At 61.7% G+C, this 12,940-nt stretch carries 9 protein-coding genes and 6 pseudogenes; 7 read left to right on the top strand and 8 right to left on the bottom strand.

Annotation, left to right across the window (positions count from 1 at the left end):
• Positions 1-23: 23 nt before the first annotated feature.
• Both CQ12_RS09655 and CQ12_RS09660 read left to right on the top strand, forming a co-directional pair.
• Positions 24-983: a cytochrome-c peroxidase gene (locus tag CQ12_RS09655; protein WP_057835070.1), complete on the top strand. Its 960-nt coding sequence runs from the start codon at positions 24-26 to the stop codon at positions 981-983.
• Positions 980-3,544 carry a two-component system VirA-like sensor kinase gene (locus CQ12_RS09660; RefSeq protein WP_057835071.1) on the top strand — a complete coding sequence of 855 codons (2,565 nt, stop codon included), beginning with the start codon at positions 980-982 and terminating at the stop codon, positions 3,542-3,544. Before CQ12_RS09655 ends, CQ12_RS09660 begins: the two co-directional genes overlap by 4 nt.
• 447 nt (positions 3,545-3,991) lie before the next feature.
• Here the strand turns inward: CQ12_RS09660 and CQ12_RS09665 are convergent, their stop codons facing one another.
• From CQ12_RS09665 to CQ12_RS09695, 8 genes and pseudogenes are all read right to left on the bottom strand, one after another.
• Entirely contained in the window at positions 3,992-4,582 is a 591-nt protein-coding gene (locus CQ12_RS09665; protein WP_057835072.1) for a LabA-like NYN domain-containing protein, read from the bottom strand.
• A gap of 122 nt (positions 4,583-4,704) precedes the next feature.
• Positions 4,705-5,026, bottom strand: a pseudogene (locus CQ12_RS09670) (cupin domain-containing protein); the annotation flags it as partial.
• A gap of 272 nt (positions 5,027-5,298) precedes the next feature.
• Positions 5,299-5,598, bottom strand: coding sequence for a thiamine pyrophosphate-dependent enzyme (locus CQ12_RS09675; protein ID WP_057835073.1), 300 nt, complete (start codon positions 5,596-5,598; stop codon positions 5,299-5,301).
• Positions 5,595-5,726 carry a hypothetical protein gene (locus CQ12_RS47200; protein WP_283807358.1) on the bottom strand — a complete coding sequence of 44 codons (132 nt, stop codon included), beginning with the start codon at positions 5,724-5,726 and terminating at the stop codon, positions 5,595-5,597. The genes CQ12_RS09675 and CQ12_RS47200 overlap by 4 nt, the downstream gene beginning before the upstream one ends.
• Positions 5,727-5,731: 5 nt before the next feature.
• Positions 5,732-6,097 carry a hypothetical protein gene (locus CQ12_RS09680; protein ID WP_057835074.1) on the bottom strand — a complete coding sequence of 122 codons (366 nt, stop codon included), beginning with the start codon at positions 6,095-6,097 and terminating at the stop codon, positions 5,732-5,734.
• Positions 6,094-7,242 carry a homoserine O-succinyltransferase MetA gene (gene metA, locus CQ12_RS09685; protein ID WP_083519208.1) on the bottom strand — a complete coding sequence of 383 codons (1,149 nt, stop codon included), beginning with the start codon at positions 7,240-7,242 and terminating at the stop codon, positions 6,094-6,096. Before metA ends, CQ12_RS09680 begins: the two co-directional genes overlap by 4 nt.
• Positions 7,230-7,737, bottom strand: a pseudogene (locus tag CQ12_RS09690) (PLP-dependent transferase); the annotation flags it as partial. The pseudogene CQ12_RS09690 and the gene metA, both read right to left, overlap by 13 nt.
• A gap of 1 nt (position 7,738) precedes the next feature.
• A pseudogene (locus CQ12_RS09695) lies at positions 7,739-8,255 on the bottom strand (acyl-CoA dehydrogenase family protein); the annotation flags it as partial.
• Between the two features lie 240 nt (positions 8,256-8,495).
• Between CQ12_RS09695 and CQ12_RS09700 the strand changes: the two are divergent.
• From CQ12_RS09700 to CQ12_RS42040, 5 genes and pseudogenes are all read left to right on the top strand, one after another.
• A complete protein-coding gene (locus tag CQ12_RS09700) occupies positions 8,496-8,744 on the top strand; it encodes an acyl carrier protein (protein WP_057835075.1) in 249 nt (82 codons plus the stop codon).
• Positions 8,745-8,895: 151 nt separating this feature from the next.
• A pseudogene (locus CQ12_RS09705) lies at positions 8,896-10,708 on the top strand (long-chain-acyl-CoA synthetase).
• Positions 10,709-10,751: 43 nt separating this feature from the next.
• A complete protein-coding gene (locus CQ12_RS09710; RefSeq protein WP_057835076.1) occupies positions 10,752-10,997 on the top strand; it encodes a phosphopantetheine-binding protein in 246 nt (81 codons plus the stop codon).
• A pseudogene (locus CQ12_RS09715) lies at positions 10,984-12,342 on the top strand (class I adenylate-forming enzyme family protein); the annotation flags it as partial. The gene CQ12_RS09710 and the pseudogene CQ12_RS09715, both read left to right, overlap by 14 nt.
• Positions 12,335-12,535: pseudogene (locus CQ12_RS42040) on the top strand (SDR family oxidoreductase); the annotation flags it as partial. The pseudogenes CQ12_RS09715 and CQ12_RS42040, both read left to right, overlap by 8 nt.
• Positions 12,536-12,940 lie beyond the last annotated feature (405 nt).

A 12,940-nucleotide genomic window follows, 5' to 3' on the forward strand; every position in this document is an offset into this window, starting at 1 on the left:
CCGGTGAAGTTGGAAGCGTACGAATGGCCTTTTCCCGACGGTGCGCGGTGGCAATCTGCACGGCTATCTTTAGCAGTATGCAATTGTCGCCGGCCCCGCCGAAATTGGCGAACCATTCGCGCGAGCCTGGTGTCACGACCGCACAGGAGCCCGTCACTCCTGTTCCCGATGCTGTCATAACCGATGCGCCAAAGGTCAGAATCGGAGAACGCCTCTTCGGAGATTATCGGCTTTCTCATGACAATTCGCGCAGTTGCGCGTCATGTCACGATCTGCGGACAAATGGCGCGGGCGTAGCGAGTCACGACGTCGGGCTTGACGGCTCAAGTCTTCCGCTGAACACGCCCACCATCTTCAATGCCACGCTCAACTTTCGCCTCGGCTGGGAAGGAAAACTCCGCACCCTCGAGGCGGACATCAAGGCTTCATTGGAAAATCCCCAAATTATGGGCACCAGCATTCCCGAGGTCCTCGGAAAGCTTAATCGGGACCCTGGCCTCCGCCGGGAATTCACCCTCGCCTATGGCCGCGGTCCGGACGCCGCGAACGTTCTGGACGCCATCGCCAGCTTCGAGCGAACGCTTGTAACGCCCGGCAGCCGTTTTGATCGCTGGCTTGCCGGTGATGCGGCCGCGCTGTCGGCGGAAGAGCTGGACGGGTACCGATTGTTCAAATCGCTCGGGTGCGCCTCGTGCCATCAGGGCGTCAGCATCGGAGGAAACCTGTTTCAGCGACACGGCATATTCCGTCCGCTGGCGTCGCCACAGCCGGAAGTCTTGCGCGTGCCAGGTTTGCGGAATGTCGCGACAACCCCGCCATACTTTCATGACGGCAGCGCACCAACCCTCGATGATGCGGTTCGGAAAATGGGCGCTGCGCAGTTGAACTCGACGCTGACGGATCAGCAGGTAAGCGCGATCGTTGCCTATCTTCAGACCCTGACCGGACGTTATCGCGGGACACTCGTCGGAGCCTCACGATGAAGTTGACGCCGGTTGCGGCGATCGCGACGCTGCTTCTCCTCATTCTCACCTGGCTATTGACGGGTGGGTTGAACCTGAATTCCGCCCGTTATGATCGTGAGCTTCGGGCGCTCGACGATTTCTCCCGGTTCGAGCGCGGGCTGAATCGGGAGGTGCTGACTGCGCGTGTCGGCTTGTCGGGAAACTATGATGCCCTTGTACGCCTGACACGCCTGTTGAATGACGCGCTTGCCCGGTTGCGCGAAGCAGCCGGGGAGGGTTCTGAAGAGGGACCCGCAATTGAAGCCCTGTCGGCACGTGCCGCGCGACAGGAACAATTGATCGAGGAGTTCAAGAGCAAAAATGCGCTGCTGCAGAACTCCTTTGCTCATTTTGGAGTGCTCAGTATCCGTCTCGCCGCATCGGATGAAGCGGCTCTGGTTGCGGTCACTACCAGGCTCTCGGCGGCCATGTTGCGACTTGCGTTCGACACCTCGGAAGCTGCCGCGGACGAGGTCCAGGATCGGCTGCGCGAGCTCGCGGTGCTGCAACCTCCGCCCGGTGACGGAAATCTCATTGAGGGCGTTCTTTCGCATGGAGGATTGTTGCATGACCTGCTGCCGAAGACGGACGCCGTTTTACGGGCGTTGGTCGCTGGGCCGGGCAATTCCGAGCTGGATGCCGTTCGTTCACTGGTCGTGAAACGTCAGCTTGCGGCACGGGACTCCGCGCGCGAATACCGGTTGTTCCTTTATGTCGTGTCGTTGGTGTTACTTGGTGCGCTGGTGTATTTCGGGCTGCAACTGCGGGCGCGGGCGGTCGCTTTGCAGAGCCGCGCAGCCTTTGAGCATGTCATCGCCCGGATATCGACGCGGTTCATCGATGCCCAGCACCACGAAATTGCAGCCCACGTCGAATGTGCGCTCAAGGAACTGGCTGAGTGCATCGGCGCTGATCGGGCTTATTTCGTCGTGTCGGCCGAACCGCTGCAGGTCCATCAGTGGTGCCGCCGCGGAATGGCATTCCCAAATAGCTGGCCTGGGAACGCGCTGAGTATCGCGTCGCAACTTGATCGACGCGATGGTGGCATCATCCATATTCCAACGGTCAGGCCGTGGGGCGCCAATGACGCCGTTAATCGGTTGGTTGATGCCGGCCTTCAGGGCTGGCTGTGCATTACCAACAAACACGAAGCAAGGACGAGGGCAGGCATGTTCCTCGGGTTTGATGCTCTGCGGGCGGGCGCGCTCGCGCAACAATGTGAGGTGACCCTCTTTCGCATGGCATTTGACGCGATCGCCAATGCGGTCGGCAGAATTAATCTCGAGCAAGAAAAGGAACGGTTGCAGGCGAATTTGTTGCAAGCCCGGCGGATGGAGACGATTGGCGCCTTTGCCAGCGGAATAGCACACAACTTCAACAACATCGTTGGTGCGATCCTGGGCCACACCGAGATGGCCGATGCGCGAGTCAGATCGGGACGTCAGCCGGCCGCCAATCTCGCTGAAATTCGCCGCGCGGGCGAGCGCGCGCGCGAACTCGTTGACCAGATCCTCAGATTTGGCAACCGCAGCGATCGCTGGCGGGAGCGCATCGATGCCAAGGCGTTGATCGATGAAACGAAGTCATTGCTTGCCGCGTCGTTGCCATCCCATGTCGGACTTGCGGTGAGCGAGACATCCGACGCGACGGTCGTATCGGCCGAACCGGCGCAGCTACAGCAGGTCGTTCTGAATCTCTGCAACAATGCGGCGCAGGCGATGGACGAGCCCGGAACTATCGAGATCCGGATCGAGGTGCGGGAAACGTCAAGCTCCTTGCGCGTCGGGCGTGTCGACGTCGGCCCCGGCAGCTTCGTTGTCATTTCGATTGCCGATCCGGGGCGCGGCATGGATGACGCCACACTGGAGCGGATTTTCGAGCCGTTCTTTACGACGCGCGCCGCGGGCAACGGCCTGGGGTTGGCGACGGTCCGTGAGATCGTCCAGCAACACGAGGGAGCCGTGGGCGTCCGTAGCATTGTCGGCAGCGGGACGCGTTTCGACATCTGGCTTCCGGCCGTCTCGTCAAAGGAGCCGATACCGGTTCAGAATGCGCCGGGCACGGCCGGGCGAGGCCTTGGCGAAACGATACTGGTGCTCGAGACGAACCGTGAGCGTCTGCTGCGACATGAGGAAGTGCTTGCGGCGCTCGGTTATGAGCCGGTCGGATTCACGACGCCGGCCGAGGCTGCGGCGGCTTGCAACGCGATGCGCGCGAGGTTCGATGCGGCTCTGATATGTCACCAGCCCGGAAGCTCGCTGGCTCTTGAGTTTGCGATGGTGTTGCATCGTGCTGCACCGGCGCTGCCGATCATTCTGGCGACGCCTGCCGTGCAGGACCTGGGCGCTCCAATGTTAGCTGCTTCCGGAATATTCGGCGTCGTCCGCTACCCGCTAAGCTCTGCAGAATTATCCAGCACATTGTCGCGCTGCGTGAGTGCCTCCGGAGGACGGGACGCAGCAGTCAGCATAGGTGATACCTTTCGAAAGAAATGCTCGGCCAAAGATGATGCATCGAATGGAGATCCTGTCGGAGTGTGAAGATCGTTCCGCCGGCCCAGAAGCTGATACGCGTATTCAGATAGCGCTCGGTGCGATCGAATGGGTGGATGCGGCAGCGATTGGAAAAAGACATCAATAAGCGGCGCCGCGAACCTGGACGGAAAAGCAGCGTAGGATTGCGCGTATCAGTGGCAAAGCCGCGGACCAGGCGCTCGTCTCATCCTGTCTCCTTTGCGCAACATCCGTTGTGTTCCTCGCCTGGGAACAGCATTTGCGACTCCACACTCGCGGATATTCGGCTCAGTGTGTCGAAGAACCGGGATGGCGGATCGAGCGTTTTTCATACTGATGCATTTTGAGCCCGGTGGGCCGCAGCGCGAGAATGCCTGCGGTCTTTTCGCTCCAGGATTGGTCTGCGCGGTTGCAACATCGGCAACGCGAGACCGCCATTGCGGGTGGAGCGTCGCTGGATCAATGAACTCGTCGTCAGTTGTCGTGGCGGTGCAGGGATAATGTGTGATGGCGCGCCTCGCGCGAGGCTGGCCGCTCGGACGGATCGCGGCCAAGCTTGGGCTTCAAATCCACGAGGTCGATGAAAGCGTCGGCTTGTCGCCGAAGTTCGTCGGCAATCATCGGAGGATGGGTGGCAATGGTCGAGACGACGGTGACGCGAACGCCTCGGCGTTGGATCGCCTCCACCAATGGGCGGAAGTCGCCGTCACCCGAGAACAGAATCATCTGATCGATATGCTCGGCAAGCTCCATGGCATCAACAGCGAGTTTGATGTCCATGCTGCCCTTCGCCCTGCGATGGCCGCCGGCGTCGGTGAACTCCCTCATCGGTCTTGTGGCCACGGTATAGCCGTTGTAGTCGAGCCAATCGATCAAGGGCCGGATCGACGAATATTCCTGATCCTCGATGACCGCAGTGTAGTAAAATGCGCGAACCAGCGTGCCGCGACTTTGGAATTCAGTGAGCAGTCGCTTGTAATCCACATCGAAGCCAAGCATCTTGCTGGTCGCATAAAGATTGGCGCCATCGATAAGGAGCGCGATCTTGGTGGAGGAAGCTGACATTGAGGCGTGGCTCCCAAATCGAACAGCAAGGCACTGGAGGCATCAGCTCACGTTGTCTGTCTTGCGCCGCGACGAAGAGCCGGCCGGAGCGACATCGCAAGTGGCCTTGATCGTTGAACCACGACGTAGCCTTCGACATGCCATTGGCGTGGGCGCCGTTGCGGAAAAGGTCACGTCACCGACGCCATAGCGCTTCGGTGGCATGCCCTTGCTCTCGAGCACGATCGATCCTTCGAGGATCATGATGATCTCGTCGACATCGTCGAACCAGTTGAACTTACCCTCGGTGCAGGACCAGATCACGGTTGTGGCAGCGCGATCCGCACTGGTCAACAGTACGAGCGAGCGGGCTTCCGGATTGCCTTCAAGGATCCAGGACGGCTCGATCGGCGACGGCGTGAGATCCGCGTTGCAATTGTCAGTTTCAATAAGAGTAAGCGGCATCGATGACCTCAACCTATTGATAAGTATGCGCGGCTTCAAAGGCATCCCGGTGGCGCTAATTTCAGATTGCCAAATCTTCCGGGACGGATGCGATTAGATTATCCCAAAAAGAATGAGGAGGCCAATTTGCCGAAAATTGACTGGGTGCTCCGCTCAACGAGTCGCTCAATGAGGGTTACCTCTGACGGGGCACCTCGGGCAATGTCGAAACTCGAGATGAAGCTAGAATGCGAGCTAGGCGCGTCGCCGCCTCCGTAGCTTCGCCTTGAATTTCAGGCTACCGGAACACTGTGTACGCCAGCCCACACTGCAGCGAGAGACCGGTCAATTGTTTGACATACATCAGATCGAACTTCGATCAAGACGGGGCCGTTCGCCGACATTGCTTCCGCGACCACCTCGGCCGCCTGCGCTGCGTTTGTGATCGTATAGCCCTGCGCGCCGAATGCGCGGTCAAGAGCGGCAAAGTCGGGGTTAGACAGGTCGGTACCCCAAGGACGTTTCGGAAATGCTCGCTCTTGATGGGTACGGATGGTGCCGTACGACCGGTTATTGGAGATCACGATCGTCATATTGAGCCGGCGGGAAACCACACCAGGCCGAGGCAGCCGTCGGCCGCGTGCCGTGCAAGCAGCGCGACATCGGCTTTCGACAGGCCGTCGATCGCTTGCGCGTCCTGTTGCACGACTTCGACGTGCATGGCCTTCACCGAACCGCGATCGGCCAGGTCCAGTACGCTGGGCTGATGTCGACGTAAGTGACGTGCTTGTGACGCTGCGCGACCTTGGTCAGCATCGGCGCGTAGTTGCGGAAGGTGGGTTCGACGTACCAGCTGGAGACATTGCAGCGGATGAAGGTCTCGCCGCTGCCGTCCCGCGCGGCGTAGATCAACAGCAAAACGCCAACCGCCGTTCCGTCGTGGTCGAGCATGTAGCCAAAGCGCGGGAGACCTTCGGGTACATCGCGCACGGAGGTGCGCCGGAGCCCCTTCATCCAGTAGTCGGGGGAACGGATCTCAAAGCCGGCGATGGAGGCAAGATCGGCGCTTTCTATCGCGCGGCATCGGATCATGGTCCGAACTCCGTCATACGACCCAATCCCGCTTCTTGCGGCGCCCAGTTACCCATGGTGGCCGGGTGCACGGTGTCCGTTGCGATCCGGACCCGAATCTGGTCTCGTCGGTACCTTCCGTTAAGGGGCCCCAGCCTCGAGCGTCCGGTCCGCAGTGACGCCATATATAGCAGCCAGTTGCGGTAGATGTGCCTGGCCGGCGGTTGCCAGACGTTTCTCAGATCTCTCGCCAGATAGTCAGCCGGGAAATCGGCGAAAAACTCCGGACATCTATCCGAAAGGGCTTTTCGCCGGTAGGTGGTCAGGATCTCTTCTGCCGCCGTGTCAAAATAGCCTCTCGGTATCGTCGGACAGACTTCGTTCTCGCCCCGGAGGAACCGACCCATGTCCCTTCTGTATTCGCCCAGCAAGCTCCGGCTTTCGTGTTCCGGATGGCCTTGGAAATGGACGAAAAGGCTCTTCTGCTGTTTGGCAAAACAGTCGACGCCAGCGTCCACCGACGTGCTGAGAACGGAGTATCCGCAGCTTGCGAGTTCTCCCTCCGTCACCTCGTTCCAGCGGGCGTGCGGTATTCTGAAGGTCGCGGGCACGTTGTGCATCAAGGGATGCTTTCTCGTCTTCGTTTGAGCGAAGACACCGATGCATTTGGCAGGCAGCTTGTGGCGCCCCACGCCATCCAGGTGCAGGACGGCCCCATGGACGGCGAGACAGGAATACACTGATGACAGGGTATTCTCGCTGGCCCAGTCGACGAGCTGGCCGAAGGAGTGCCAGTATGGCTCTTCCGTCAGGTTGGCGGCTCTCGGCTCGGTGCCGGTCACGATCACACCATCCAGGCTCCCGTTCAGCAGATCGTCGGTGCTGCGGTAGTATCGACGCACGTAATCGCACCCCCATTCCGAACGGGGCATCGTCGCCATCGTGTAGAAGTGCAGTCTGACGAAGAGTCGTTGGGCCGCCGCACCGATCAGATCAAACAGCTGGCGCTCGGTGGCCATCAGGGCGGCGTCGGGCATGTTGTTGATCAGCCCGATATCGAGGCACTCCACGCGGTTTCCCGGCGTCGCAATCGCGGCGGCGCCGCCGTTCGGCGCTCTCGAGAAGAGGTGGTGTTCGTGCGAGTCTATGTCGATTAGCACAGGCATCGGGATGCCTTCATGATTGACTTAAAATCAATCCGCTGATCGAGGTCGGCGATGATGTCGTCGACGTGTTCGGTTCCGACGCTTAGCCGGATCATCTCGGGCCGCACGCCGGCCTTTCCCTGCTCTTCGGGCGACATTTGCCGGTGCGTGGTCGACGCGGGGTGGCAGGCGAGCGATTTCGTGTCGCCAATGTTGACCAGCCGCTTGACCAAGCTTCAGCGCGTCATAGAACCGCTTGCCGGCCTCGAATCCTCCGGCCACGCCGAAGGTCAGCAACGAGCATGCCCGGCCGCGCAGATATTTCTGCGTCAGCGCGTAATAGAAGCTGTCGGGGAAGCCCGTGTAGTTTACCCGTCCGACGCGGCGGTCGTTGCGGAGAAATCGCGCGACCTTCTCGGCATTCTCGACGTGCCGCTCGATCCGCACAGCGACGGTCTCGATGCCTTGGAGCAACAGGAAGGCGTTCATCGGCGCCAGGATGAAGCCGGTGTTTCTCATAGGAAATCACCGTCGCGTCTCGAACCAGCGAGATCTCGGCGCCGGCGCTCCACCGCCGCCGAGCTGAAGCAAATGTTCCCGCCGTTCTGGCCTTCGGTGGTCGACGACGCGAGCAGCAGCTGCTCGGCGGCTACGCGGCACATCAGCCTCTCGTGCCAGCCGCTGCCCGCGCCGTGGCGAACCAGACACGCCACCTTGGTCTGATGCATTGCGAAGATCATCCCGGCCGATGCGCAGGCGCGGCCGAGCGCGTAACACATGTCGGTCACCTCGGATATCGATGCGCCGTCTCCGCCGAATTCGATCGGGATCTGAACACCCAGAAGTCACTGTTCCCGCGCCGCGTCGATGGCCCTTCGCGGGAAGCGCGCCTCGCGGTCCACCGCATCGACCTCCGTCGCCGCGGCCTCCGCGACAGCCGCCGCCCGCTTCCGGAACGAGGCGCGGTCGGAGTAGGATTGCAGTTGGTTGCCTTCCGGATCGAAGTTGCGGAGCTGGACTTGCTGCAGGTTCATAGCCAATGTCTCCCATTCGAAAATCGGGCGTCCCGCACCGTGTCGAAATGAATTCCGCGCCAATCTGATGGGGCAATCTAGCCGACCGCGTCTGCGGAGTCGGCGGCGCAAAGGTGGATGTCGATCAGCAACGCGCTTCCGGCCGAGGTACCTCCGAAGTAGAGCTATTGCCCCGAGTTGCGGTCAGCTATCGTCGCGTCGATTACGATCGTCCCACGTTACGCAATGTGTGGGGGTGAAATGCAGTACGTTAATGCCATCGTCCAGGACCGTGTTCTCTTCGTGGTCAGAAGCGTCCTCGAGCAGAACGCGATCAAGGCGGATATTCACCCGGAGCCGCGGCTGGTGGACATCGGACTGGACTCGATGGATATGGTCGCGCTGATGCTCAAGGTCGAAGCCGAGTTCGATCTCATCCTTCCTCAACCCGAGATCACGCCCGAGAATTTCCAATCGGTGAGGACGCTGGAGGTGATGATCCTCAACTAGCTCGGACCCGGAACGGGATAAACGACTTGAACAGCAATGCTTCTTCGGCCGAGCGAAGCGGCATTCACAATGATCGCAAGTCGCGCCCGTTCCGGGGCGCTGCGTCACCCGCCGCGCCGACACCGATCAAACCCATCTGCATGGCCAGGTCATGGAAGCAGCGGTGATCCAGCGGGCGACCGGAAGAAGCGCTCCGCAGCGCGGCCGCTCCGTCGCCAAAACCTGGCTGAAGGCCACGAATTGACCTCGCAGATCGAGGCCAGGCCGCATCGGCTGTTCGCCGATGTCGTGGAGGACTGGGCGCAGCGGCAGCCCGGACGCCCCGCGCTGCTCTCGGATGGTCAGACCTTCTCCTACGGGAGCTCGCCGGGCTGATCAACCGGTATGCGCGCTGGGCGCTGGCCTCGGCATCCGTGCCGGCTGCACCGTCTGCCTTCTGATGCCGAACCGGCCGGACTATCTCGCCTGCTGGCTCGGCATCAGCAGCGTCGGCGGCACGGCGGCGCTGATCAACACCAGGCTGGTCGGACGGTCGCTCGCCCACTGCATCGACGTCGCACGTGCCGATCATGTCATCCTTGCCGCCGAGTGCGTGGATGCATTGGAGACCGCACTTCCGCATCTGGACCGCGTGCCGCAAATCTGGAGCCTTGGCGCCGGCGGTGTAGGTGCCGATCTGGACGCGGCGCTCGCTGCCGCGGATACAAGCCCGCTTTCCTCCACTGTGCGCGGCGACGTCACGATCGATGAACGTGCGCTCCTAATCTACACCTCGGGTACCACGGGACTGCCGGAGGCGGCGAATGTCAGTCATCGCCGAATTCTCTCCTGGGGCGGGTGGTTCGCCGGGCTCGCGGACGCTTCCATGGACGATCGTCTGTATGATTGCCTGCCGCTTCATCATTCCATGGGCGGTGTCGTCGCGCCCTGCAGCATGCTTCACGCAGGCAGTTCGGTCGTGATCCCTGAGAAATTCTCCGCGACAAGCTTCTGGGACGACATCGTGCGTTTAGACTGCACCGTCTTCCAATATATCGGCGAGCTCTGCGGCTACCTGCTGAAGGCGCCGACGTCCGGGCTGGATACAGGACACCGGCTGCGGCTCGCGGTGGCAACGGATTTGCGCGGCGACATCTGGGAGGCGTTCGCCGCACGGTTTGCGATTCCGCGTATCCTCGAATTCTACGCCGCGACGGAGGGCAATTTTTCGCTGTTCAATGTCGAGGGAAAACCCGGCGCGATCGGCCGGATCCCGCGGTTGTTGGCGCATCGGCTTCCCGCCGCGATCGTGAAAGTGGATGCCGACAGCGGCAGCCCGGTCCGCGATGAGGACGGGCTCTGCATTGCCTGTGCTCACGGTGAGGTCGGCGAAGCGGTCGGGCGCATCGGCGCCGCCGATCGGGGCGGCAGTCCTTTTGAAGGGTATACCGATCCGGCCGAGACCGCGAACAAGATCCTGCACGACGTTTTTGCCGAAGGCGATGCCTGTTTCCACAGCGGCGACCTCATGATGCGCGACGAACAAGGCTATTTCCATTTTGTCGACCGGGTCGGCGATACTTTCCGCTGGGAGGGCGAGAACGTCGCGACCAGTGAGGTGAACGACGCGATCAGAGACTGCCCCGGCGTTCTCGATGCCTCGACCTACGGCGTCGCTGTCCCTGGCGCCGACGGCCGTGCCGGCATGGCGGCTCTGGTCGTGGATCAGGACTTCGATTTCTGGACCTTCACGGAACATTTGGCGCATCGGCTCCCGGTCTATGCGCTTCCGATTCGTCAGGTTCTGCCGCTCGCTGGAGGCCACCGAGACCTTCAAGCAGAAGAAGCAGCAGCTGATCCGCGAGGGATTTGATCCCCTGGTCGCGGGCGACCCGCTGTTCTTTCGCGATCCGGCGACCGGCGACTTCCGTCCGATCTGTCGCGCCGTCTATGCGAGCATCGTGGAGGGTAGGTTCAGGTTCTAGGCAATCGGCTCGAAAGCCGTTTTTTTGAGAGGTGAGGTGTTCCATGTCGGTAAGGTCGAAGATTTTCGCGGCGATGCAGCAGATCGCTGAAGAACAGAAGGTCAAGCTGCCGCCGCTCCTGGACGATCTATCGCTCCACGACACCGGGTTCGACTCGCTGGCATTCGCGATCCTGGTCGCGCGGCTGGAGGACGATCTCAGGATCGATCCTTTCACCATCGCGGAGGATGCGGCCTTCCCGTCGACGGTCGGCGAGTTCGTCAGGGTCTACGAGAATGTCCCCGCCTGAGATCTTCGCACTGCGCGAATATCTCGGCCCCGAGCTGAAGGGCCGGACGATTTCCGATGCCCGGTACAGCGTATCGCTGACCGACATTCTCAGGCATAGCTGCCGGACCGGCAAATCCCGCGAGCTGTCCGGCCGATCGGTGCTGCTTGCGGTGTCGGGGCAACTGCAGTCCGCGCTCGCCATGATCTAGCTCGACGGCGTTGCCCGCCGCATGCTGCTGTGCCCACCCGACCTCGATCCGGATCACATCCAGGCTTTGCTTGCAGATGCCGAGATCGATGCGATCGATACGGATCGGCCGGATCGATACGACGCCGGCGCGTATCTGGTCGCCGGCGTCAACGTGACCGAACGTGCGGCCGCGGGATGGAGGACCGAACGCGCGACAGAGTGGCTGATGCTGACCTCGGGAACATCGGGGGTGCCGAAGATCGTCGGACATACGCTCGATGGGCTGGCCGGCGCGATCGTTGCCAACGGGCCGGCGCGCCATCCAAACGCGACCTGGGCGACGTTCTACGACATCCGCCGCTATGGCGGCCTGCAGATATTCCTGCGCGCCGTGATCGGTGGCGGATCGATCGTGCTGTCGGAGCCCGGCGAAGCCATCGCGGACCACGTGGCACGGCTGCGCGCGGGCGGCGTCACTCACATCTCCGGAACGCCGTCGCACTGGCGCAAGCTCCTGATGAGCGGCGCAGCCGAAAACTTTTCGCCGCGCAATGTCCGCCTGTCCGGGGAAATCGCCGACCAGGCGGTGCTCGATGGTCTGGCCCGTGCGTTTCCGCATGCGTCGATCGACCATGCCTATGCTTCGACCGAGGCCGGCGTCGGTTTCGCGGTGGACGACGGGCGCGAGGGGTTCCCCGTCAGTCTGGATCGGCGGAATCGCGATGGCGTTGAGATGAAGGTCGTCGACGGTTCGCTCCGGATCCGCTCGCACCGCACGGCGCACGCCTATATCGGCACCGCCGCGCCGCCGCTCGCCGATGCCGAGGGCTTCGTCGACACCGGCGACATAGTCGAACTGCGCGGCGAGCGTTACCACTTCATCGGTCGGCGCGGCGGCATCATCAACATCGGCGGCTTGAAGGTTCATCCCGAGGAAATCGAGGCTGTGATCAACCGGCACGAGTCGGTGCGGATGTCGCGCGCGCGGTCGCGCAAGAGCCCGATCACCGGCGCCATCGTGGTCGCCGACATCGTGCTCGCCGACGGCGTCGATGCGGATCGCCAGCAAACCATCCGCGCGGAAATTCTCGCCCGGTGCAAGGATTCGCTGGCGGCATACAAGGTGCCTGCAGTGATCCGCTTCGTCGATCGGCTCGACGTCACGGCGGCGGGCGCCTGGCTTTGTCGACACCGAACTGACCAGGTCCCTGAGCGACGACGGTCGACGGCGCATCGCCGGCCGGAGCGCGTTGCGCCGTCTGCCCGAGGCCGGCGACGTTGCTTCCATGGTCGAGTATCTCCTCGGCGAAGGCGGCCGCAACATCACCGGCACCATTCTGACTGTCGACGCCGGCAACACCGCCTGATCGCGCGACGGCAAACATGCACGCTCGCGGCGCATCGCTTGCTCCACTGAACGGAAGCCGTGCAGAGCAGGGAGTTGGAAAACGACAGGTTGAAGCGAAAGCATTCCTGATGCGCACTCTCTCGCCGACCTACGGTGGTTACCGAAATCAAGCTCTCGATCTGGTTGGTAATTGCATCGCCTGATGCTGAGAGCCGCTTCCTTGGATGTACCTCTTAAGAGTTTCCCAGCAGCAGGCAAGCGAAGTGCATAACGTGCGTGATGACGCTTTGTACAACGTCATCTCACCGTGCGGCGGTGATGGCATGTGGGTTGCCCGATGAAGAACCGGTCATTCCGAGGGAAGGATGACGTAGTTTTCGCCTACGAGATCGCGGGCACGTCGCACGTCGATTCGGACAGTACG

Source organism: Bradyrhizobium jicamae, from assembly GCF_001440395.1.
Classification (GTDB): Bacteria; Pseudomonadota; Alphaproteobacteria; order Rhizobiales; family Xanthobacteraceae; genus Bradyrhizobium; species Bradyrhizobium jicamae.